Source organism: Hahella sp. CR1, from assembly GCF_029813005.1.
Lineage (GTDB): Bacteria > Pseudomonadota > Gammaproteobacteria > Pseudomonadales > Oleiphilaceae > Hahella.
This window is the reverse complement of sequence record NZ_JAPELK010000002.1, coordinates 513131-536899: the sequence shown is the minus strand read 5'-3', so window position 1 is coordinate 536899 and position 23769 is coordinate 513131. Positions and strand designations below refer to the sequence as shown.

Sequence of the window (23769 nt, the reverse complement as noted above, 5' to 3'; positions counted from 1 at the left end):
CAGATGGTTATCGCCTTCAACCCAGTCGGTATAAAGGCCGGCATTCTACTCCCAAATTTCACTCCCGCCCTTTTAACGCTATAATCCCACGCAATTAGACTCATTTTTGGCGTAATTTCTGACGCCGTCACAACTGGTTGCTTTAATAAAAACTTGGGGAAATAACTTGGCCTCTGTGGATTCGCAGCGTCGTGTGTTGTCGGGAATGCGACCGACGGGAAAACTCCATCTGGGTCATTACCATGGAGTGCTGAAAAACTGGGTGCAGTTACAGCATGAGTACGAATGTTTCTTCTTCGTCGCCGATTGGCATGCTCTGACCACTCACTACGAAACCCCTTACGACATTGAACAGTCCGTGTGGGAAATGGTGATAGACTGGCTGGCCGCGGGCATTAATCCGGGCTCCGCCACCATGTTTGTACAGTCACGTGTGCCGGAGCACGCGGAACTGCATCTTCTTCTCTCCATGATCACGCCTTTAGGTTGGCTGGAAAGAGTGCCGACTTATAAAGATCAGCAGGAAAAACTCAAAGAAAGAGACCTGGCCACCTATGGATTCCTGGGGTATCCGCTGCTGCAAAGCGCGGATATTCTGGTGTATCGCGCGGGCTGGGTGCCGGTAGGAGCGGATCAGGTATCGCATATAGAGATGACGCGCGAGGTGGCGCGGCGTTTCAACCATCTTTATGGTCGTGAGCCGGGCTTTGAAGAGCAGGCTGAAGCGGCGATCAAAAGAATGGGCAAGAAGACAGCCAAACTGTACGAGAGCCTGCGCAAGCGCTATCTGGAGCAGGGCGATGGTGAGGCGCTGGAGACAGCACGGGCGCTGCTGCGTGATCAGCAAAATATATCACTTGGCGACAGAGAGCGTTTATACGGATTCCTTGAAGGCGGGGGCAAAGTTATTCTGCCCGAACCTCAGCCATTGCTGACCCCCGAAGCGAAAATGCCGGGTCTGGATGGTCAAAAGATGTCCAAGTCCTACGGCAATACGATTGGTTTGCGCGAAGACGCGGACAGTATTTCGGAAAAAATCCGCACCATGCAGACGGACCCACAGAGGGTGCGTCGCACAGACCCTGGCGATCCAGATAAATGCCCGGTGTGGCAGTTGCATCAAGTGTATTCCGATGAAGCCACTAAGTCCTGGGCGCAGCAAGGGTGTCGCTCCGCCGGTATCGGCTGTATTGAGTGTAAAAAGCCGGTGGCCGACGCCATCATAGAAGAACAACGTCCAATGCGTGAGCGAGCCAAACGCTACGAAGAAGACCCTGGACTGGTGCGTAGCATCATCGCAGAAGGCTGCGATCACGCGAGAGACGCCGCTAAGGCCACCTTGGAAGAAGTTCGCAGCGCCATAGGTCTGGCGTACGACTGATAATGCAAAACGCCGACGCCCCCTCGGACAGCCAGACAGAGCAGCTTCCGGTTCAGCAGGAACTGCCTTTGGCGATGGTGGGGGGCAGTCCGTTTACCGAGCTGCCTTCGGATCTATATATTCCACCGGACGCACTGGAAGTTTTCCTGGAGTCGTTTGAAGGCCCGCTGGATTTGTTGCTGTATCTGATCCGTCGGCAGAATATGGATATCCTTGATATCAACGTATCGGACGTCACCCGTCAGTACATGGATTACATTCGGGTGATGGAGGATATGCGCTTCGAGTTGGCGGCGGAGTATTTGGTGATGGCGGCGATGCTGGCGGAAATAAAATCCCGCTTTCTGTTGCCGCGGCGCAAGGACGATGATGAGGAAGAGGAAGACCCACGCGCGGAATTGATTCGACGCTTGCAAGAGTACGAGCGTTTTAAAACAGCGGCGGAGTGTATCGATGAATTACCGCGCATGGATCGCGATTTCTATACGGCCAACCCGGAAATACCCACACTGCAGCGGGAAAAAAAGCACCCGGATGTGTCGTTGACGGAAGTTTTATTGGCGCTGCAGGAAGTGCTGAAACGCTCAGAGCTGTTTGAGCATCACCAGATTGAAAAAGAAAGGCTTTCCACCCGGGAGCGTATGACCCAGGTGCTGGAAAGAGTGTCGGCGGACCACTTCACCCTGTTTACGGATCTGTTTCCCTTTGATGAGGGAAAATTAGGTGTGGTGGTGACGTTTCTGGCGGTGCTGGAGCTGGTAAAAGAGTCTTTGTTGGAATTGGTCCAAACCGAAATGTTTGGCGAAATTCATGTGCGCGCCCGGGGTGAAATCGAGAACGAACCTGAGGTGGAAACGAGCGAAGGTGACGATGGCGGTTAATCTGACGCAGTTGATCGAGGCGATGCTGTTCGCCAGTGATAGACCCCTGACGGTGGATCAGTTGATGACGATGTTCGTCGAGGACTTTACGCCGCCGCAACGGGATGAGGTTAAGGCTGCGCTAAAAGAATTGACGGCGGCTTATGCCAAGCGTGCGGTCAACCTGGTGGAAGTGGCCAGCGGTTATCGATTCCAGGTGCGCGATGAGTTCGCGCCCTGGGTGGGGCGCCTGACGGAAGAGCGTCCACAGCGATACTCCCGCGCTATGCTGGAAACGTTGGCGATCATCGCCTATCGACAGCCCATTACGCGAGGCGACATTGAAGACATTCGCGGCGTGGCGGTCAGCAGCCAGATCATGAAAACACTGCAGGAAAGAGAATGGGTGCGCGTCGTTGGTCATAAGGACGTGCCGGGCAGACCGGCGCTATTCGCCACCACGCGACAATTTCTCGACTATTTTAATTTAAAGACATTGGATCAGTTGCCGCCCTTGGCGGAGGTCAGAAGCCTGGAGGAAATCGGCCGGGCTCTGGAACTGGATCTGCAAGCAAATGCGGCGGACGCTTCCGAAACGATGGAAGCCGATCCGCCATCCTCCGACGCCACATTGCATTGATGAGGGTGTTGGTGATTACAGTTAAGGCGAAATAGATGATAGAACCTTCCGGTGAAAAGGCGCAGGGCGAGAAACTTCAGAAAGTGATCGCCCGGCAAGGGCTTGCCTCCCGTAGAGAGGCTGAAGAGTGGATCAGCGGCGGTCGCGTTCGCGTCAACGGCAAAGTCGCGCATTTGGGCGACCGCGTCACCGCTGAGGACAAGATTTCGGTCGATGGCCACAAGATCTCCATGGTGGACGCTGAGGAAACCATGGTGCTGGTATACAACAAGCCGGAAGGTGAGGTCACCAGCCGCAAGGACCCGGAAGGTCGTCCCACCGTATTTGCGCGCTTACCTAAGCTGAAAAGCGGCCGCTGGGTGGCGGTAGGACGTCTGGACATCAATACCACGGGTTTGTTGATCTTCACGACAGACGGCGAACTCGCCAACAGATTGATGCATCCCTCTTCACAGATTGACCGTGAGTACGCGGTGCGCGTACATGGCGAAGTGACTGAAGAAATGGTGGCCCGACTGCAGGACGGCGTGCTGCTGGAAGACGGCCTCGCCAAATTTTCGGATATCAAGGAAGCCGGCGGTAGCGGCAGCAACCGTTGGTTTCACGTCGTATTACAGGAAGGCCGCAACCGCGAAGTGCGTCGCCTTTGGGAGTCCCAAGGCGTTACCGTCAGTCGTTTGAAGCGGGTGCGCTATGGGTACATGTTCCTGCCCAGCCGTGTTCGCTTGGGCAATTGGGAGATGGCGGGACAAAAAGACGTCAATGTACTGTATGAAATGGCGGGAATGCAGCCGAAGACGATTGCGTCTCTGACGCCGCATACAAAGGAAAAATTGCAGCGTCAGCAGGGCAAGAGCGGCGCTTCCAAGCCTAAACCCTCCAATGGCCGTACTGGAACTCGCGCCCCTGCGCGCAAACCGGCCGCCGCTTCGGATGAGCGCAGATCGGCGCCCTCACGTCAAACAACGGGTCGTAAACCAGGCCCTGGCAGACGTAAACCTCAGTAAGGGTTGAATGGCGGCGAACTCAGTTCGCCGCCTGGGTCAGCGCTTCTTCTTGATCCTGAAGCGCAATTTTGGTCCTGTTGCGGCCCGCATGCTTGGCGTCGTACAGGGCCTGATCCGCCCGTTCCAGAAAGTCATTCCGATTCTCAACGCCATCGTAGGTCGCTACGCCAATGCTGATCGTGAAGGAAATATCATGGCCTTCATGTTGAAATGTGGTGTTTGCAACGGCCTCACGAAGACGCTCTGCAATGGCGTAGGCGCCCTCTGATTCCGTTTTGGCCAGCAACATGGCGAACTCTTCGCCGCCGAAACGGAAGCACAGATCCGAATCACGGCAATTATCCTGAACCACTTTGGCCAACTGTTGCAGCAATGCATCGCCAGCGGCGTGCCCATAGGTGTCGTTGACCTTCTTGAAGTAGTCGATATCGAAAAACAGCATCGACAGCTTGTATTTGTAACGGGTCGCCAGAGACACTTCTCTATGTAACTGATAGTCAAAAGCCCGTTTGTTGGCGACGCCGGTCAGGGAGTCGGACAACGCGGCGTTCATGGCTTCCTGGTAGCGCAAACCGTTGCGCAGAGGGTACACCAGGCTGCCAAGCAATGTTTCGATGATATGGATATCGCTGTCTGTAAAGCGCTCGCCCCGATAGAAAGTGATTTCTCCCAAGGCTTCTTCCGCCAGCGTGAGGCGATAATTCAATTGATGCGGCGTTCCCCGTTTACGCGCTCCGCAAGTACGATTGTTATAAATGTGGGAGTAGCCGTCTATGGCGACCAGCGCGCTGGCTTCACCCACGAAAATCTGCAGTAACTCTTCAACTTCAAGCGTCGTTTGCAGCTTGCGCAGCATTGTCCCGGCGACGTGCTCCAGCCGCAGAGTCAGCGAGTCATTGGAAGTGGCGAGGGCAACAACCTTGTTATCAGCGCTCATTCGTTCTGTGGTCAGGTTGGACATGGAATGCTCCCGTCGATAGATACTACATGCGTATTGCTTATGCCTTGAGATATCCGCCGTCAACGGCGAAAACGGCGCTTGCAAGGCTAACTCTGCCATTTCAATGCCAGCGGATTTTAATTCTTTGAAAAACAGCAATATGTAGTCAATTGAACCTAGGCAGGAACTTGCCGGTGTGACGGGGATTCGGCGCTAAGAAGGGGGCGACCGGCAACAGGCGTCAAATTGTTGTCGGCCGCAAGAGAGTGAAAAACCTTAACTTTATTGAGGATTCTCCGCTGCGCCTGTGTCCTGCTGATAGTAATGGTTCACTTTGGGGTTCATAACCTTACGCCAGAGTGGCGGAACCAGCGCCAGCAACACCATAGTGGCGTAGCCGGCCGGTAGTTGCGGAGATTCGTCGTAATGCCGCAGGGCTTGATAGCGGCGTTTGGCGTTGGCGTGATGATCTGAGTGCCGCTGCAGCTGAAACAGCATCAGGTTGGTGAGCAGGTAGTTGGAATTCCATGAGTGCTGATGGGTGACGCGTTCATAGCCCCCATCGTCTTTGGCGCGCCGATGCAGACCATAGTGCTCCAGATAATTGACGGTCTCTAATAGTAAGATGGCGACCAATCCCTGACCCACAAAGAACAGCGCGCCCATCAGTCCCCAAACTAAAGTAAAACCCGCCAACAAGGCTGCGCAGACGCCATACCACCAGATCAACTCGTTGTAAGGAGAGAGTGGCGACAGACCCTTCCTGGCCAGCCGCCGTTGTTCCAGCAACCATGCATTTTTGACATTGTAGAAAATGGCGCGAGGCAGGAAATGGTAGAGGGACTGGTTGTAACGGGATGACGAGGCGTCCGCCGGAGTGGCGACATTTACATGGTGTCCCCGAATGTGCTCCACCTTAAACCCGCCATAACCTACCATAGCGAGTAGTAAGCCGCCTGCTGTTTGCTCCAGGACGGAGTTTTTGTGGATCAGCTCATGAGCGACCGTAATAGCCAGTCCGCCGACGACGCCAATGGAAAGCAGCCATCCAATCTTTCCCGCCCAGTGATAGAGATCGCTGCTGAATATGTGCGCTCCCCAAATGATCAGGAATAGATAGGCGGGGACGCAGGATAAGGTCAGTAGGGGATAGTACAGACTTTTTTCCAAATGGGGCGTGTGAAGTTGTTCATCCGGGTTGCTGGCGTCTTTGCCAATAAGTGTGTCCAAAACCGGAACAATGCCAAATACGAACAATATCGTCATCCAGGCGCTTGCGTCACCCAGGCCGAAATGGGAAGTCAGCGCCCAGCTCAGAATAGGGAGACCCAGGGGGATCATGAAAATCAGATACCCCCACTTCTTTATTTGTAGCATAAGTTGTGGACGAATAGGTCCAGGCATAGGAGGCTCCTTTTCTTGTTATTTGAGGGGTGATTTCTGTTTTATTGTTGGACAATCAAACAATTTGATCAAGAGGTTTTTACTTTTACTCCTCCATTTTCATTGGGCGGGGGTATGCTAGAATCGTGTCTCTTACCGCAACTCTTTGCTTAAACTGAGTTTTTAGGAACACACCGATATGAAGTTTCAGGCGCCGGAAAGCTTGGCCGAACAAATTGCGCAACATTTAGGTCGATTGATCATTACTGGAGAGTTGCGGGCCAATGAGCGTATTCAGGAGCTTAAGGTGGCTGGCGACCTGGAAGTCAGTCGCGGCTCAGTGCGCGAAGCATTGTTGATTCTGGAGCGTCGTCATTTAATCGAAATTTATCCGCGTCGTGGCGCAGTGGTGTCGGACCTCACCGTCAATCAGGTGGAAAGTCTGTATGACGTGTATGCGTCATTGCTGGTGATGCTGGCCCGTAAAGTGGCGGAGAGCTGGCGGGAGAGCGATTTGGCCCCGGTTATGAACCAAGTGCAGCAAATCAACCGGGCAGTGATGAATGAGGAGGCGTCATTCGAATCGGTCATCGACAGTGGTTTTTCGGTGATGAGTTACTGCCTGACGCTGGTGAGCAATCCCTATCTTGAGGAAATTCTGGAAAATCTGCGCCCGGCGATTAGTCGCACTTACCATTTGGCGATCAGGCGCAAGAAAGGGGAGCTTTACCAATCAATGAACTTCTACAACGGCTTATTACAAGCCGTGCAGCAGCGGGACTTCGCCGGTGTGAAGCTGGTTATCGAGAGCTTTGCGGAGCATCAAAAGAATCTGGTGATCAGTATCCTGCAGGAATCTTCCTGACCCCCGATACCTGGGCGAACTACTCCCTGCGTTCCGCTACATGCAGATAGCGAAGATAGGCGATCAGGCCGTCTTCCGCTTCCTCCAGCGCCTCATAAGGCCCTAGATGGATTTTTTCCCGCGTGCGGTAGTACCACTTGCCTTCCACAGCGAAGAAGCGGTCTGAGCGGTGATGTTTGTTCGATTGCTGGTCGTTACTACGTTTGCTGATTTCCATTGCGTACAACTCCTGTTCGACTAAAGATTAATTTAGTGACATGTTGGCTGATTTTCAATCAATAATTTTTGCGACGCTCTGTCCCATCATTGCTGCTGAGCCCTTGTCACATCACAACTTCAGCGGATACAAGCGCTTAGCCTAGAGCCGCGGGAGCGCTGCGCTTCGCGCTGGTCCGCCCGGGTTTAATCCGTTAAACTCCCGCTCCATATCTGGACAAACCCTGTGACAGCTCCTGCAGCCTCCGCATCATGAGACTAAAATCCATCAAGCTTGCCGGTTTCAAGTCGTTCGTAGACCCGACAACCGTGCATTTCCCCAGCAATATGGCTGCGGTGGTGGGACCTAATGGGTGCGGCAAATCTAATATTATTGACGCTGTGCGTTGGGTGATGGGGGAGAGTTCCGCCAAGCACCTGCGCGGCGAGTCCATGACGGACGTCATTTTCAATGGCTCCAACACCCGAAAACCGGTGGGACAGGCTTCCATCGAGCTGATCTTCGATAACGCCGGTGGCGTGCTGCAGGGCGAGTTCTCCAGCTACAACGAAATTTCCGTCAAGCGCAAAGTCACCCGTGACGCGCAGTCACTCTATTTCCTCAATGGCAACAAATGTCGTCGTAAAGACATTACGGATCTGTTTCTAGGCACCGGTCTGGGGCCGCGTAGTTACGCCATTATCGAGCAGGGCATGATCTCCCGTCTGATTGAATCCAAGCCGGAAGAGTTGCGGGTTTTTATAGAAGAGGCGGCGGGGATCTCCAAGTATAAGGAGCGACGCAAGGAAACCGAGTCCCGGATGAAGCGGACGCGGGAAAATCTGGAGCGGCTCTCTGATATTCGGGAAGAACTGGATCGACAGCTGCAGCATCTGCATCGTCAGGCCAAGGCGGCGGAGCGTTACAAAGAGTTGAAGGCGGAAGAACGCGACAAGCGTGCGCTGTTAAATGCTCTGAAATGGCGAACGCTGGATAAAGACGCCACCAGCGTGCAGGAAGAATTGCGCGGCCAAGAGGTTGAGCTGGAGCGCCTGCTGTACGAACGCACCTCTCTCGACAGCCGTCTGGAAGGTTTTCGTGAGAAACGGGCGGACGCCAATGAAGCGGTGAATCGGGCGCAGGCGGATTATTACGGCAGCGGCGCGGAGATCGCCAAACTGGAACAGCAGATTCGCAACGCGAAAGAACGCGAGCAGCAATTGCAGGCGGAAATGCAGCAGTTGCAGGAAACCAATCGCGAACTGAATGAAGAGTTGGAGCGCGAGCAGCAACATCTTCAGGAGCTGGAAGAAGAGTTGATGATGATTGAGCCGGAGCTGGAAGAGCATCTGGCCAAATCAGAAGAGTCCACGGAATTGTTGGCCCAGGCTGAAGACGCCATGCAATTGTGGCAACAGGAGTGGGATGACTTTTCCCGTAGCTCCGCGCACCTGCAGAAAACGGCGGAAGTGGAGCAGTCCCGTATTCAGCAGGCGGAGAAACTGGTTCAGCAGTTGATGGAGCGCAAGCGTAAGCTGGCGGATGAGCAAAGCCTCATCGGCGGCGCTCATGATGATGAAGATTTGGAGATTTTGCGCGAACGCATGCTGGAGCTGGAAATGCATGCGGATCAACAGGCGCTGTCTCATCAGGAAATGAGGGTGCGTGAGCAGGGAGAGCAGGAACGTAAAGAATCGCTCAACGCCAGAATCAATGACGCTCGTACCCGTGAACAAACCCTGAAGGGCGAACAGGCGTCGCTGTTGGCATTGCAAAAGCACGATAGCCAGGCTTCCCGACAGGAGGCGCTGGAGTGGCTGGCGCTGCATGAAATTGATAACGCGCCGACGCTGGGAGAGCGGTTGAGCGTTGCGGTGCAATGGGAGCCAGCGCTTGAAGCGGTGCTGGGCGCTCGCTTGTCCGCGCGCGTGGTCAGCCGTGAATTTCTGACTCGCCTGCAGGATGCCCCGCCCAAAGGCGTGGCGCTGGTGTGTGAGGACGAGGTCGCCAGCGAGGCATTGCGGTTCGCCAGCGCCAGCTCCGTCAACAGTGCGGTGGCGGCGTGGCTGGACGGCGTTCGTTCCGCCGACAGTTTTGCTGCGGCGATTGGTCGTCGTTCTGAGCTGTCTGATGGCGCTTTCTTTTTGACGCCAGACGGCATGCAGGTCGGCCGGGACTGGATCATGGCCCCGCCGGCGAAACAGACTGGCGACGGCCTGCTCGCGCGCAATCGTCGGTTGGCGGAAATCGAGCAGGAAATGGAAGAGGTGGCGGCGCAGTTGGCGTCGTTGTCTCAGGATAAGGAAACCATTGACGCGGCCCTGAGTCGTTTTGATGAAGAAAGGGAAACGCTGCAAAAGGAATCGGTTGAGATCAACAAGCAATTGTTGCAGACCAAATCCGATTTGAGCGCTAAAGAAGCGCGACGCGAACAGGTCCAGCGCCGGGTGGAGTCCATCGCCGCAGAGATTGCGGAGATTCAGTTCCAGATCGACGAAGAACAGATGGGGCTGCAGGAAAGCAAAGGCGTGTGGAACGCCGCCTTGATGGACCTGGAAGGCAGCGTGGAAAAGAAGGAGCAGTTGCTCAATCGCCGCGATGACGTCCGGCAGAAACTGGATGGTCTGCGCACTCAGGCGCGTCTGGATCGAGAGCATGCGCACCAGATGCAGTTGCGCGCCAGCGCGCTCAGCACGCGGAGAGAGTCGATACGGCAGGCGCTGGAAAAAAGCGACGCCAACTTGCGGCGCAACCGTGAACGCATGCAGTGGGTGGAAGAAAGTCTGCAGACTCTGCAAGATCCGGATGACGCACTGCAGGAGCGTCTCGAAGGTTATCTTGAGTTGCGCATGCAACAAGAGGACATCCTGACCCGCGAACGTAACCGCCTCGCGGATTTGGAGCAGTTGATGCAGGGCGATGAGTCGTCTCGGCAGCGTAATGAAATGGTGATCCAGAACATGCGCAGCCGGATTGAATCTTTACGCATGCAGCATCGGGAAACGGATATTCGTAAAAACGCCTTACGGGACCAGATGGCGGAGGATCAGTACGACCTCGAGAATGTGATCGGACTGCTGGCGGAAGATGCGGACGAAGGACAGTTGCAACGGGACATTGAGCAAATCGTCGGTAAAGTGGAGCGTCTCGGCGCGATCAACCTGGCGGCGATTGAGGAATATGAAGCCCAGTCCGAACGTAAAGTCTATCTCGATGGTCAGCATGAGGACTTGCAGGAAGCATTGGAGACCTTGGAGAACGCGATTCGCAAAATCGATCGCGAAACCCGCAACAAGTTCAAGGAAACCTTCGATCAGGTCAACGAAGGTCTGCAGAATTTGTTTCCCCGTGTCTTTGGCGGCGGTAGCGCCTATCTGGAGTTAACCGGGGAAGACTTGCTGGAAACCGGCGTCGCCATTATGGCGCGGCCTCCGGGCAAGAAAAACAGCACCATTCATTTGTTGTCGGGTGGAGAGAAAGCGCTTACCGCCATTGCGCTGATCTTCTCCATCTTCCAGCTCAACCCCGCGCCGTTCTGTATGTTGGACGAAGTGGACGCGCCATTGGACGACGCCAACGTGGGGCGCTATGCTCGAATGGTGAAAGAAATGTCGGGTCAGGTGCAGTTCATCTACATTACCCACAACAAGATCGCCATGGAAATGGCGGATCACTTGATGGGGGTTACTATGCATGAGCCCGGCGTGTCGAGACTGGTTTCCGTGGATGTTGAAGAAGCGGCCGCAATGGCTGCGTTGTAAGGGCGCGCTGGATTGTAAAGCAGCGGCGAATTGAATAAATTAACTCGCCAATCGATAAGAAATACAGGCGGGATCAGGTTGGCGAATACCATGATGATGTTTAGTTGGGGATATTAGATTAATGGATATCAGTTTGCGTGAATGGCTGATCATGATAGGCCTGCTCATAATCCTGGGCGTGGTTATAGATGGTTTTCGCCGAGTCAGAAGAGCGCGCAAGGATTCATTGGAAATCTCCCAGGGTATGGGAGGCAACTTCGAAAATACGCCTATCGATGATGACTTTAATCCAGAACTGCCAGGCAGTGGCTTCAGGGTGATCAAAGACGGCAAGCCAGCTGCGGAGCAGAACTACACTCGGCCGATTAAGGAAGTCAAATACAAACCTACCTTCAAACCCTCTGAGAAGCTTAAAGAAAGAGAGCGTCGGCAGGACGAAGAGCCCTACGACCAGGACATGGCGGAGCCGCCGATTCTGGAAGTGGATGAGGGGTTGGAAGAGTCCATGTCAAATCAGGGCTATGGACGCAGAGAGCCGGAGTTTGTGGAAGAGGACGAGATAGAAGAGCGCCTGCCGGAAGAGCAGGAAAGCTTCTCGCCTTATCAACGCTTCGAGCAGGTTAGGGATGAACAGTATGAAGAGGAGTACGTCGAAGAAGACGCGGAAGCGGATGACGACGGCCCATACAGAGACAGCCCCTATAAAGAGTTTCTGAAGCGGGATAATTTCCGCGTGCAGGGATATCAGGGCGGATACGACAGTCTGCATGAACATGAGCCAGAGCCTGAGGTGGAGTTCGAGCAGGAAGAGCCACAGGATGAAGTTGAAAAGGAAGAGGATCTGCATGCGGAGCCGATAGACAGGCCGGTCGCCCATGAGGAATCCCAACATGAACCTATGCTTGCGTTTAAAGACAAGTTTCTGAAGAAAATCAGCGCGATTCAGCAACAGACTGGGCTCCACGCAGGAACCCCGCGTAGCGATGAAGCGCCGAAAAGTCGTGAGGAGAAAGGAGGCAGGGCAGGCTCGCCAGGAAAGTCGTCCAAGACGCTTCAAGAGATACTGGTGATCAATGTGCTGAGCAAGGACGAAGAAGGCTTCGAAGGCGTTGCGTTACGCAATCTGGTCGAGGCCTGCGGCATGCAGATGGGCGATATGGCGATCTTTCATCGTTACGAACATGACTTCGATGAGGGTCCTGTCCAGTTCAGTATGGCGAACGCTATGGAGCCCGGCGTATTCGGAAAAGACATGGCGTCGCAGCGCTTTCCTGGCGTCTGCTTCTTTGTGCGCTTGCCTGGACCGGATAACAGTATGCGCGCCTTCGACTACATGGTGGAAACCGCGCAATGCCTGGTGCGTAATCTGGGCGGCGAACTCAAGGATGAAAATCGCAGCGTCATGACGGCGCAGACTATTGAGCACTGCCGTCAACGCGTCAGGGAGTTTGAGCGTCGCATGTTGTCGTCCCGGGTATAAACCCGGGGCGCCGCTTTCGGGAATGTCCCGGAGTATTGGCTTGTAACGAAAAATGCTGTCGTTATATTCGCTATACTTTAATCCGAATCAAAGACTTAGCAATTCCGCCGCATTGGGGTTCCCGTGCGGCGGAGTCGTCTGATAATTATTCAATAATCTGCCTCGGAAGAATGAACTCATGTCGGAAGTCCCTGCCGCCATTCAGGAAGAGCTGAATACGCTTCGCGAAACCATCAACGATCATAACTACCGTTATTACACACTGGATGACCCCTCGATTCCCGATGCGGAGTACGACCGTCTTATGCGTCGGCTGCGCGAAATCGAGGCGGAATTTCCGCAGACGATTACGCCGGACTCGCCGACTCAGCGCGTGGGCGCTGCGCCCGCGGATGGCTTCGAGACCGTATCTCACCGTCTGCCCATGCTGTCTTTGGACAATGCGTTTGAAGAGCAGGATCTGCTGGACTTCGATCGTCGCGTGCGTGAGCGCCTCAAGGAAGCGGAAGACGTGCGCATTGACTACTGTTGTGAACCGAAACTGGACGGCATCGCTATCAGCCTGCTGTATCGCGACGGATACCTGGTGCGTGGCGTGACTCGCGGCGATGGTTCTGCAGGTGAAGACATTACCGCCAATGTTAAGACGGTAAAAAATATTCCGCTTAAATTGCGTGGGGAAGGGTATCCCGCAGAATTAGAAGTGCGCGGTGAAATTTATCTGCCCAAGGCCGCTTTCGACGCCATCAACAAAGACGCGGCGGCGAAGGGCGAGAAAACGTTCGTTAACCCGCGTAACGCGGCGGCGGGAAGTCTGCGCCAGCTTGATCCGCGCATCACCGCCAAGCGGGCGCTGGAAATGTGTTGTTACAGCGTAGGCTATTTCGAAGGTGAATTGCCGGGTACGCAGCACGATATCCTCACTCAACTGCAGCAGTGGGGCCTGAAGATAAACAGCCAGATGAAGTTGGCGTCAGGGGCGCAGGAGTGCCTGGATTACTACCGTCATATCATGAACGTTCGTAACCAATTGCCATACGAAATCGATGGCGTGGTGTTCAAGGTTAACCGTATTGATCTGCAGCAGGAGTTGGGGTTTGTTTCGCGGGCGCCGCGTTGGGCTATCGCGCATAAATTCCCCGCCCACGAGGAAATGACCGAGCTGCTGGCGGTGGACTTCCAGGTTGGCAGAACCGGCGCCGTGACGCCAGTGGCGCGTTTGAAACCGGTATTTGTCGGCGGCGTCACGGTCAGCAACGCTACCTTGCATAACATGGATGAAATTCGCCGCTTGGACGTGCATGTGGGCGATACGGTCATCATTCGCCGCGCGGGGGATGTCATTCCCCAGGTGGTCAGTGTGGTGCAGGATCGTCGCCCGGAAAACGCCGTTCCAGTGGATCGTCCCGAGCATTGCCCGGTTTGCGGTTCCGACGTGCTGCAACTGGAAGGCGAAGCGGTCGCCCGTTGCTCCGGCGGGCTCTATTGCTCTGCGCAGCGGAAGGAGGCGATCAAGCACTTTGCATCCCGCAAAGCCATGGATATCGACGGCTTGGGCGACCGACTGGTTGAGTTGTTGGTGGAGAAAGAGCTTATCGACTCACCCGCCAGCCTGTATTCGCTGAAAGCGCCGGATGTAGCCGGGTTGGAGCGCATGGGGGACAAGTCGGCGCAAAACCTGATTAATGCAATTGAAGTTTCCAAACAGACGACATTCGCCCGCTTCATTTATTCTTTGGGCATCCGGGAAGTGGGAGAAGCCACGGCCAAGGTGTTGGCGCAACATTTCCCAACCCTGGATCTGCTGAAGCAGGCCACGGAGGAGGATTTGGTGGAGGCGCCGGATATTGGTCCTATCAGCGCCGGCCATATTCGTTCCTTCTTTCAACAGGAGCATAACCTGGAAACGATCGATGCGCTGTTGAATCAGGGCGTGAGCTGGCCTGAAGTGGTCGTGCGCAGCACTGAGACGCTGCCGCTGTCCGGTCAAACCGCTGTGGTTACCGGCACGCTTGCGGATTATAGCCGTGACGAAGCGAAGGATTTATTAACCCGTCTCGGCGCCAAGGTGTCTGGTAGCGTGTCCGCCAAAACCGGTTTTGTGGTGGCGGGAGAGAAGGCGGGCTCCAAACTCACCAAGGCGCAGGATCTTGGCGTGAAGGTGCTGGATGAAGACGCATTCAAGCAGCTATTGGAAGAGCATCAAGCGCATTTGGGCGGCGACGCCTGATTCCGTTGACCTTTGATTTTCTGCAACGGCCGCATCTGCGGCCGTTTTGCATTCCAGGGGCTGATAAGCACAGGGCTAGTCGCTTTCAAAGAAATAGAATTATCTGCCTGATACAAATAATAGGATGCAAATAAAAAGGCGGCAGTGTGATCCCGGTTGGGTTTCTGACCCCCTGCTGTGGTTACAAAAAACAAAGTTTTATAAGATTTTGTAAAACTTGAATAATAAAGCGTGGAATGCACATCTATGGGTCACCTGGGTCTGGCCCAGCGCAGCGGAGTTAAGTTGGCGCTGAAAACGCCTGCGCTGGTTATCACTTCTCTACTACTCGCCTCCTGCGGCAGCGATACCGCGCCGCCCGAAGCCATTCGCATATTGGGAAAACCACCGGGAACCGCTTATCTGGGCGTTGAATACACCTATGAGTTTGGTGTGGACGGCGGCGATGGGCTGGTGGACTTTTCCATGACCAACCAGCCGCGCTGGCTGGCGTTGGAGTACGTCGACAATACCTTCCGCAAAGGCATTATTATGCGGGGGATTCCCGGCGTTAATGGAGGCGGAACGGCGGAAGACGCGCTGACGCCTGGCGAGGCGCAGGAAGTTTCGCTGACGGTGTCTGACGGCTCCAGTGTAGGAGAGACCCGCTTTTCTATTTTCGTCGACACCAATACCTATGAATCGGAAGCGCTGACGGTCGCGGAAAACGACGTTGGCGAGCGTCCCTCGAAGTTGATCGACGCTAACAATAACGGTCGGGAAGACGAGGGCGAGGAAAAGGAAGTCATTCCGCTGTGCTTCACCGACGCGGAAGGGACGCCGCTGTTCTCTGAGGAAGACATCGCTTTCTTTGAACAGCGTCAGCAGGATGATTCGCTGGCGGTGCGTCCCAAGCTCCACTACCTGCCGGTATTTCTGGAGCAACCCTCGGTTCAGCGCGTCATACTGCGCTACTCTTTGACCAGCGGTTCCGGCGACGGCGCGACGCCGGGAAGCGACTTTCTTGTTGAGACAGCGAGAAAAGACGGGCTGGTTGTCCCTGTTGCGGACGGCTTTCTGACCTATGATCCGGGTGTGCGTTACTGTCATATTCCGGTATTTATTAATGACGATCGCGATGCGGAAAAAACTGAGAACATTGCGGTGTCGATCACTCACTACGAAGGTGGGCTGCTTGAGTTCGCTGATCCGGTCAATACCACTATCTCCATCACGGACAATGAGCCTGTCGCCAGCTTTAAGGTGTCCAAGGCGTCGGTGTCGGAAGGCAATTATCTGAATGTGGAAGTGACGCTGGATAAGGAGCCGGAACAGACGGTTTATGCAGAGTTTGTCGTGGATGCGGATAACAGCGACGGCGACTTTGAAGGCGCAGATGCGGATTTGCGTCTTTATACCGGGGACGGTGGGGCAGGCAGCCTGATTACGGACGGCGTCAGCGTGCCTTTTGAGGCGGGCGAAACTAGTAAAACCGTCAAGCTGCAGGCGACGGCGAATGGCGACGCTACGTTGCGGGATGAGAAAGTGACCTTTAATTGGCGACGCAGCGGCACGGTGAATCCTGGCGAAGAGCCTCTGGCTGTCTACATAAACCAATGGTTGAATGCGGTGGAGTTGCCGCTCAATAGCGGCGCGAGCGTCTCCGAGGCGATTTCGGGGTCGCAGTCGGAACTGTTTCTCGCACGAGTGAATGGTGAAGAGAGCGGCAAACCTGTTAACTCGGACATCATGATCTATGACCGCTTTGGCGTCTTGCATCAGAGCATTAAGCTGGAAGCGGCGACCTACGCCGTGCACATCAAAGACATCTGGTTGTATGAGAAGATCAATCCGGCCAACGAGGATGAGATCACCCAGGATATATACGCGCTACTGGAAGTGGGCGGTTTGTTCGCGCCTCCCGTGGAGCCGCTGCAGGAAAGCGACCTGGGCGGTAAGGATGTGGTGGTGCAGAAGTATCAGCGCATCAATAATGTCGGCGCTTTCGAACTACAGTGGGCCAAGCAGATTGGCAGCGTTTGGGATGACGAGCCCGGCGCTCTGTCTGTCGACCTCAGTCAGGAAGTGCTGGTAGTCGGCGCAACGTCAGGCTTGGTTGGCGAAGGGGAAAACTCCGGGCGTCGCGACGCCATGTTGATTAAGTTTGATAAAAACGGCGCTCTCATGTTCGCCAAAACCTTTGGCTCTTCTGGTGACGATGTGTTGCTGGGAGCGTCCCCAGAGTCTTCCTCCAATCATAATGTCGTCGGTTTCAGCGATGGCGCGGTGGAGGATAACGGCTCCAGTCTTGGCGGCTATGACGCCGTTGTTGTGTCCTATAACGACGATGGCGATCCTCGCCGTGTGGCGCAGATCGGCTCCAGCTTTAACGATGCGGCGCTTGATGTCAGTACGGTGAGTAAAGGTTTCGTCTCCGCTGGCTACACCCATGGCGTGCTGGTTAGTGGAGAGAGCAATCGCGGCGGCCAGGACGGCTACCTCGCCTACCATCAAAACGCCAGTGAGATTACGGCCTATGCGCAAATCGGCGGCGCGGCGGCGGACTCTGTGCTGGATGTTAAGTCCCTGGGCAATGAAGTGTATGTGTCCGGCGTGACGGCGGGGGATATTTTTGACGCTGGCGCAGCTCAGGGCGGCGATGACGGCTGGCTGGCCCGTTATGACATTGTGAAAGAAGAAGTGTTGGATGACGGGGAAGAGCCGGGCGAAGGCGAGCAGGTGAACAAGCTGAAGAATATTTGGCGTTTCCAGCGCGGCGCGGCGGCTAACGAAAAGCTTTCTAATCTGGCTACCTTCGGCAGCGCTAAGTTGATCTCGGTGGAAGAAGCCCAGACTGACAGCGGCGTGACGGTAACCCTGAAGCCGCTCTCCATTGTCGATGGCGTGGACTTGAACGCCGCCTGCCGGGCGGACCCTAACGGAGACTGCTGATGGTCGGCCTGGGTTAAGCCCAGGCTTCCACCTCGAAATGGGCGATGGCTTTCAGGATGTCGGTGGCGGTCAGTACGCCAATCACATCGCCCTGAACATTGCGCACCAACGCGCCGTCCAGATCTCTCTCCACCAGGACCAGAGAGATCCGGCGTAGATCGGCGTCGTCGCCGACCATCAGGTAAGGCGCGCATAGAGCGGCCAGCGTCGCTTCTGGCTGCTCCAGTTTCGCCTGCAATAGCTCGCGCTCTACAAGAAAGCCCACCACTTCCTGATCGTCCCGCACCGGTAGATGTCTTACTTTGTGCTCGTGTAAAAAGCGCAATCCCTCATCCAGAGTCCATTCCTGTTTGCCGTAAAGCACGGGCGATGACATGACGTCCTGGGCGCTAAGGCGGGAAATATCGCCTTCTGCTGCGCCCTCTTGTTCGCTGCCGGAGTAGGGAAAGTTTTCTCGCGCACCCTGATCTTGAGGACCAATGGGGTGAATGGCGGAGATGGATTTAAGCTCTTCCACGGATTTGACCCGAGGGTCCACGCTCAACGGCGTGATGATGCGGTGACCAGCGTCGACCAGGTAGATCGGCATGAACGAAGCTCCTTGCGACAGGGCGCCGCGCTTGGCGCCCCAATGCAATCAGTCTACTCCTGGCTGAAGCGGGTTGGCAAAACGCGCTGGATAAGACTGTCCTCGATGGATGCTGGCGTTCCCTCCAGCCTGTCCGCTATCAGTTCGCCGGCAAGCGGCGCCAACGCCAGACCTTTGGAGCCCATTGCAGTCACGATCATAAAACCTTTCCCTCCCTGCTCTGGGATAAGTGGGCCGATGGCGGGCAGGTAATCCGGCAGCGCACTTCTGACAGAGGCGCGTCCTTGCAGGCTGGGTGGGCGTTCAGTTAGCTCGTCGCGCAAGGCGGGAGTAAGCTGGAACAGCTGCTCAAGATTAGCGTCGTTATCCGCCTCAGTCACCAGCGCGTCGGCGCAGTTGGGCTTAAACGTAGCGCCTGTAACCAGTCGGTTTTCAATAGGCGGCATCAGATAGCCCTCACCGCATAAGACCGTATTCAGCTGCGGTAATGCGGCAGGCTCCATCTGTAACGTGGTGACTTGTCCGCGAATGGGTTTGAGGGGGAGGGCGCTCGCTGCAGTCGGTAGCATGGCCTGATTGTTGGCGGTGGCCAATATCACGGTAGCGCATTCCAGTTTCTGTGCGGATTCACCGGAATCGATATGGACGCGCCAGTCGCCTTCGCTGGTGCGCTCTAATTTGCTGACCGGCGAATTCAATCTCACCTCAATGTTAGGGTGTTGCAACAGGCGAGCGCATAGCTGCGGCGGAATCAACCAGCCGCCGCCGGGCAAATGCATGGCGCTGGCTGGCAGGCTGACGCCGGCAAGTTCCGACGCTTCCTGCTGGGTGAGAGGATGGATAACCTCTTCTGGGTAGTGATTGTGTTGGAAGAACTTCTGCTGTCTGACGGCTTCCTTGTCATTATGCGCAAGTTGCAGCACGCCGCAGGGATTCCATATGGGCGCAGGCAGGTTGGCGATCTGCGAGTAAAAGCGTTTGGCGTACAAAAAGGCGTTGGCGTGAATGCGTGTGTTGATGCTCCATTCCACGCCGGGCTTTATGTACAACGCACCCTGTGGGTTGCCTGATGCGTCCGGGGCGATTTGATCCGCTGCTTCCAGTACGGTTACTTTCCAGCCACGCGTAGCGAGAGCATAGGCGACATTAGCGCCAGACAGGCCAGATCCAACCACCACGGCTTCCTTGCGGGGAAGGGCGGAGGGCTGGCTTGGCTCTTCCGTCTGGAATACGCCGACGGTCATGTCTCTTTTATAGCCGAACCCCGGCGCTTTGCTGACATTGAAACCGTGCTCTTTTAAGCCGCGACGGATGAAGCCTGCGGCGGAGAACGTGGCGACGGTGCAACCCTGCGCAGCGTGGCTGGCGATCAGCGGAAACAACGACTCGCTCCACATTTCGGGATTCTGCTTTGGCGAGAAACCGTCCAGAAACCAGGCGTCGGCTTTAAAGCTGCAATCGGACAGCCAGTCCACGACATCGCCCAGGTATAACGTCAATGTGACGCCCTGATCGATGAAGCGACAACGGTGCACGCCCCGCATAGGGGCGGGGTATTGCGCTTGTAACTGCCGGGCGAACTCCGCCAGTTGCGGCCAGGCCTGATGACATCGAGCCAGATCTTCCAGCGTCAGCGGACAAAATTCCACGGAAGTGAAGTGCAGGTGGCCGTCCGCAGGGCTGCATTCTCGCCAGAGCGCCCAGGCCATCAGGAAGTTGAGGCCGCTGCCGAAGCCGGTTTCCGCAATGGTGAATAGGGAGCCCGGCGGCGCCTTGCTGAAACGCTCTCTCAGGCGATTGCCCGTGAGGAAGACATAATCTGTTTCCTCCGGGCCGCTTTCCTTGGAGAAGTAAATGTCGCCGTAAGCGTTGGAGATCGGCGCGCCGTTGTCGGACCAGGAGAGGTCTGCGTAATCAAGTTGCGGACCTTTCACTGCTGGCTTGCAACCTCATCCAGTTTGATGGAGTTGATAGTGACGGTTTTGACTGGCACGTTCTGATAAGGGCCTGTGTTCTGCGTCGGCGCGTTGGCGATCTTGTCCACTACATCCATGCCGGACACAACTTCGGCGAATACCGCATAGCCGGGTCTGCCTTTGGCGCCGTTCAAATAGGCGTTATCGATAACATTGATGAAGAATTGCGACGTAGCGGAGTTAGGATCATTGGTTCTGGCCATGGCCAGGGTGCCGCGATCGTTCGCGAGGCCGTTATCGGATTCATTCTTGATCGGCGCTTTAGTGTCTTTTTTCTCCATGTTGGGCTTGAAGCCGCCGCCCTGAATCATGAATTGGGGAATCGTGCGGTGAAAGATCAAGCCGTCGTAGTAGCCGTCTTTGATATAGCCGACGAAGTTCTCAACGGTGACCGGCGCCTTGTCGCTGAACAACTTGATCTTGATGTCGCCCTCGGAAGTGCTGATGGTGGCTGTCGGCAGGTCGGCGGCCATCGCCGTCAAACTGATTGCCCAGAAAGCCAGGCCAAGTAATCCTCTTTTGCCCGCATTTACGCTGTGTCTCACTAGATTTCTCCATTGCTTTCGGATTCGTCGTGGATGTTCGGTTCGCCTTCGTCCTCTGAGCTGGCGGGTTCCGCTGTCTCAGAGGTCTCGTTGGCGGGAAAACCGTGGGCACGATTCTTACCTTTTCGTTTTGCCATGTAAAGCGCGCTGTCGGCTTGAGAAATCAATGTGTTGGGGGCGTCGCCTTGGGATGGGGCGAGCGCGCTGAAACCTACGCTGACGGTCAGGCGTTTCAGCTCCGGTGAGCCTTCATTCTCTATGTTGAGTTCGTAGATCTGGCGCACAATCTGTTCCGCCAGACGCTGCGCTGACGCCTGATCCGCATGGGGCAAAATGACGGCGAACTCTTCGCCGCCGTAGCGGGCGACCAAGTCGGCGGCGCGACGAGACGTTTGCGTCAGGCAGTCGGCGACATTAATGAGGCAGTCGTCGCCGCGCTGATGTCCGTAGGCGTCGTTATAGGCTTTGAAGAAGTCCACATCCACCATCAACAGCGCCAGAGGTTTGTCGTCGCGCAGACATCGATTCCATTCCGTCTCCAGACTTTTGTTGAAGTGGCGGCGATTTGCGACCTGGGTCAGGCTGTCCATCAAGGAAAGCCGCTCCAGTTCTGCATGGGCGGCGCGCAGCTCTTCTTGCTCATACAGCAGGAGCAACTGTTGCAGGAAGTTTTTACGGGTTTCGTATTCCACCCGATAGCACACCAATACTGAAATCAGCGTGACAAAGGTGTGCAGGAACAGCAGCTCAGTGAACTGCGAGGCGTGCAGATGCATGAGAAAGTGCATCGCCAGCACCTGGGACAGCCACATCAATAGGGCAAAGGGAAAAATGTAGTGGAACTGCAGGCGCAGCACCGTGCAGACGAATATGACGGAGATGATCGAGCCGGTCTGGTAATGAAACTGATCAATGGCGGCGGCCTTCATGGCTATGGCGATCAGGCTTAGGTGAATGCACAACGCCCCCAGGCACAGGGTCATCTGATAACGATTGCGCACCCAGGCGAGTCGGCTGGCCAGCGTCACCAGAATGATGCCGAGAGCGTCCGCCACTCTGATTTGCAGGGTTTGTTCAAATAGAGCGGGAATCACTAAATGATCGGCGAATGTGAAGAACACCAGCACCAGCGCGCCCAGTAGTGGGTATACCCGGTTCAGATGCAGATAACGGTTCAAGTGATAACGCTCAAACTCGCTTTCCAATTCGCCTTCGAATTGCAGTCCGTGCATGCCGTTGTCCAGCAGTCTGCGAACGTAGGTCGCGGTATCTGCGGACATATCCTGGTGACTGTTCGGTAATGACAAATCCGCCCCCTGGGGTGTGGTTGCTGCAAGCGTCTCAGGTATTGAAAACCGGCTCTTCTATAAAAGTGTAACCAACCATGCTTTTACCGCCAGCGTTATAAGCGACAAATTATTAGAAATTCCTTAAAAGTTTCAGGCATCTAGGCGTCATAGCGAGAGAGGCTGCGGCGTTGGCCGCTAATACTCGGTAGTAAGTCATTAATACTTGGTTGTAGGCGATAGCAAAACCCATACAAAAATTAACCTATCTCGGGTGTACAAGTTTTAAACATCTTCCATTATTAAAGAGCTACTACTCAATAAAAAAGGAGTTATAGTCATGGCGACTCAGCAGCAAGCTATTGAAAGATCCCGCCTAGGTCGCCTCCTGGTGAACCGGGGATACATTACCGAAGGTCAGCTTAATGAAGCATTAACGGCGCAGACCGTTAATGGTCAACGCCTTGGTGAATTGTTAGTAGATTTTGGCTGGATAACTGACAAGGAGCTGCAACGTACCCTCCGGCACCAAAGCCGGTATCGCTACGCCGCGGCGTTCGTCGCTATGGCCGTGGCGCCGTTCCAGCCCATGGTGGCGTTCGCCGCCTCCCAGTCTGAAAATGAATCTTTACCGGTAGCCTCTGAAACCCTGTATCAAAATGCGTCGGGGCTGCAGGCGCTGGATGACAGTGAAATGAGCAATGTCGGCGCGCAGGGTTTCACTGAAGAGTTCCAGCAATTTTACAACATGGCCGCGAAGGCCCAGCTGGAAGGTCAGAATTCTGATAATCCTGATGAATTGCCTGGGCTGGACGGGGTTCAGGTGCTCGGGTCTCTCGGAAAACTATTGCTTCCAATCACTAATGTCCTGGACGCCGAAGTTGAAGTGGTCGGCGTGCAAATCGATCCCTCCCGCATCAAACCTTTGTTTAATGAAGACGGCGGCATGAACGTGACGCTTCCGAATCATATCGAGCGGGTCAGTTTCAACAATATTCGGCCGATGGGGGTATCGGCGGATGGTCCCACCATGGGCAGTATTCATTTGGAAGGGATCGAGTTCAGCGATAACTCGTATATCGTGGTGAAACCCTACTGAGTAGACGGTTCCTCCGCACGGCGGGCGAGGTAGTTAGAGCGCTCCGCCGGTTGCGGATCTTTTCCTTAGACGATGTTGTTTCAGGCCGCGCAGTTTGCGGCCTTTTTTATGTCCAGGAATCTAAGCCTGCGCGATGGCCTGGGCGTCGCCAACGCTTTTCTCCACGCCGTTTTTGCCGTACAGCTGCATTTGCTGGGACTGGCCGCGGATGATCTGCATCATCTTGGTCGTGCGCTGCTGTGAGCGGGCGATAATGCGTCCGTTGACTTCATTCAGCTTGTGTATGTTGGCGAGGCTGCTTTCGCACTGGCGGTAAAGCTTCATCACGGGAGGCGCTTTTTCCTTCAGCAGAGAGAGAAAGCGATCGATGGGCAGACCGGTTTTGCTGACCCACTGCGTACGAGTGCGCGCGTGGCTTTCGATTTGTTGCAGGAGAGGGAGCTTGCATTCGATGATGCGCTGCAGCGTTTCAATATCGCTTTGCTCCAGAGAGTCGCGTTCCTGCTGCAGCACATCTTCAAGTTGGGAGAGAGTTTGTAGATCCTGTTTAAGCAGATCAATAAATACTTTCAGATCGGCGGACATGATGCCCTCACAGTG

At 55.1% G+C, this 23769-nt stretch carries 18 protein-coding genes; 10 read left to right on the top strand and 8 right to left on the bottom strand.

The window, feature by feature from the left end; translation table 11 throughout:
• Positions 1–166: 166 nt before the first annotated feature.
• From ONV78_RS07905 to rluB, 4 genes are read left to right on the top strand one after another with little or no spacing between them, the layout of a single operon-like run.
• Positions 167–1381 carry a tryptophan--tRNA ligase gene (locus tag ONV78_RS07905; protein WP_279502393.1) on the top strand — a complete coding sequence of 405 codons (1215 nt, stop codon included), beginning with the start codon at positions 167–169 and terminating at the stop codon, positions 1379–1381.
• Between the two features lie 2 nt (positions 1382–1383).
• Positions 1384–2262 carry a ScpA family protein gene (locus ONV78_RS07900; protein WP_279502391.1) on the top strand — a complete coding sequence of 293 codons (879 nt, stop codon included), beginning with the start codon at positions 1384–1386 and terminating at the stop codon, positions 2260–2262.
• Positions 2252–2881, top strand: a complete 630-nt coding sequence (gene scpB, locus ONV78_RS07895; RefSeq protein WP_279502389.1) for an SMC-Scp complex subunit ScpB — start codon at positions 2252–2254, stop codon at positions 2879–2881. Before ONV78_RS07900 ends, scpB begins: the two co-directional genes overlap by 11 nt.
• A gap of 35 nt (positions 2882–2916) precedes the next feature.
• On the top strand, positions 2917–3888 hold the full coding sequence (gene rluB / locus ONV78_RS07890; protein ID WP_216737750.1) for a 23S rRNA pseudouridine(2605) synthase RluB: 972 nt from the start codon (positions 2917–2919) through the stop codon (positions 3886–3888).
• Between the two features lie 19 nt (positions 3889–3907).
• Here rluB and ONV78_RS07885 read toward each other — a convergent pair whose 3' ends face one another.
• Both ONV78_RS07885 and ONV78_RS07880 read right to left on the bottom strand, forming a co-directional pair.
• On the bottom strand, positions 3908–4948 hold the full coding sequence (locus ONV78_RS07885) for a GGDEF domain-containing protein (RefSeq protein WP_279502386.1): 1041 nt from the start codon (positions 4946–4948) through the stop codon (positions 3908–3910).
• Between the two features lie 162 nt (positions 4949–5110).
• A complete protein-coding gene (locus ONV78_RS07880; RefSeq protein WP_279502384.1) occupies positions 5111–6232 on the bottom strand; it encodes an alkane 1-monooxygenase in 1122 nt (373 codons plus the stop codon).
• Between the two features lie 178 nt (positions 6233–6410).
• On the opposite strand from ONV78_RS07880, the gene ONV78_RS07875 reads away from it, so the two are divergent.
• Positions 6411–7076 (top strand): GntR family transcriptional regulator, encoded by a 666-nt coding sequence (locus tag ONV78_RS07875; RefSeq protein WP_011398496.1) that lies wholly within the window; start codon positions 6411–6413, stop codon positions 7074–7076.
• Positions 7077–7095: 19 nt separating this feature from the next.
• On the opposite strand, the gene ONV78_RS07870 is transcribed toward ONV78_RS07875, so the two are convergent.
• Positions 7096–7293 carry a DUF6316 family protein gene (locus ONV78_RS07870; protein WP_127969476.1) on the bottom strand — a complete coding sequence of 66 codons (198 nt, stop codon included), beginning with the start codon at positions 7291–7293 and terminating at the stop codon, positions 7096–7098.
• A 251-nt stretch (positions 7294–7544) separates the two neighbouring features.
• Here ONV78_RS07870 and smc point away from each other — a divergent pair, with 251 nt between their 5' ends.
• From smc to ONV78_RS07850, 4 genes are all read left to right on the top strand, one after another.
• Entirely contained in the window at positions 7545–11033 is a 3489-nt protein-coding gene (gene smc / locus ONV78_RS07865) for a chromosome segregation protein SMC (protein ID WP_279502382.1), read from the top strand.
• A gap of 121 nt (positions 11034–11154) precedes the next feature.
• The gene (zipA, locus tag ONV78_RS07860) at positions 11155–12513 is read left to right on the top strand and encodes a cell division protein ZipA (RefSeq protein ID WP_279502380.1); all 1359 of its coding nucleotides are present in this window, start codon (positions 11155–11157) and stop codon (positions 12511–12513) included.
• Positions 12514–12691: 178 nt separating this feature from the next.
• Positions 12692–14743 carry an NAD-dependent DNA ligase LigA gene (ligA, locus tag ONV78_RS07855; protein WP_279502379.1) on the top strand — a complete coding sequence of 684 codons (2052 nt, stop codon included), beginning with the start codon at positions 12692–12694 and terminating at the stop codon, positions 14741–14743.
• Between the two features lie 246 nt (positions 14744–14989).
• Positions 14990–17674 carry a hypothetical protein gene (locus ONV78_RS07850; RefSeq protein ID WP_279502377.1) on the top strand — a complete coding sequence of 895 codons (2685 nt, stop codon included), beginning with the start codon at positions 14990–14992 and terminating at the stop codon, positions 17672–17674.
• A gap of 13 nt (positions 17675–17687) precedes the next feature.
• Here ONV78_RS07850 and ONV78_RS07845 read toward each other — a convergent pair whose 3' ends face one another.
• The 4 genes from ONV78_RS07845 to ONV78_RS07830 are packed head-to-tail and all read right to left on the bottom strand — an operon-like array spanning position 17688 to position 22064.
• Positions 17688–18263 (bottom strand): CBS domain-containing protein, encoded by a 576-nt coding sequence (locus ONV78_RS07845; protein ID WP_279502375.1) that lies wholly within the window; start codon positions 18261–18263, stop codon positions 17688–17690.
• 53 nt (positions 18264–18316) lie between these two features.
• Complete coding sequence (mnmC, locus tag ONV78_RS07840) at positions 18317–20197, bottom strand: bifunctional tRNA (5-methylaminomethyl-2-thiouridine)(34)-methyltransferase MnmD/FAD-dependent 5-carboxymethylaminomethyl-2-thiouridine(34) oxidoreductase MnmC (protein ID WP_279502373.1); 1881 nt, start codon at positions 20195–20197, stop codon at positions 18317–18319.
• Positions 20194–20784, bottom strand: a complete 591-nt coding sequence (locus ONV78_RS07835; RefSeq protein WP_279502372.1) for a peptidylprolyl isomerase — start codon at positions 20782–20784, stop codon at positions 20194–20196. The genes mnmC and ONV78_RS07835 overlap by 4 nt, the downstream gene beginning before the upstream one ends.
• A complete protein-coding gene (locus tag ONV78_RS07830; protein WP_279502370.1) occupies positions 20784–22064 on the bottom strand; it encodes a GGDEF domain-containing protein in 1281 nt (426 codons plus the stop codon). Before ONV78_RS07830 ends, ONV78_RS07835 begins: the two co-directional genes overlap by 1 nt.
• Before the next feature lie 346 nt (positions 22065–22410).
• Here ONV78_RS07830 and ONV78_RS07825 point away from each other — a divergent pair, with 346 nt between their 5' ends.
• Positions 22411–23169 carry a type II secretion protein ATPase gene (locus tag ONV78_RS07825; RefSeq protein WP_279502368.1) on the top strand — a complete coding sequence of 253 codons (759 nt, stop codon included), beginning with the start codon at positions 22411–22413 and terminating at the stop codon, positions 23167–23169.
• 120 nt (positions 23170–23289) lie between these two features.
• Here the strand turns inward: ONV78_RS07825 and ONV78_RS07820 are convergent, their stop codons facing one another.
• The gene (locus ONV78_RS07820) at positions 23290–23754 is read right to left on the bottom strand and encodes a flagellar protein FlgN (RefSeq protein WP_216737739.1); all 465 of its coding nucleotides are present in this window, start codon (positions 23752–23754) and stop codon (positions 23290–23292) included.
• Positions 23755–23769: the final 15 nt, after the last annotated feature.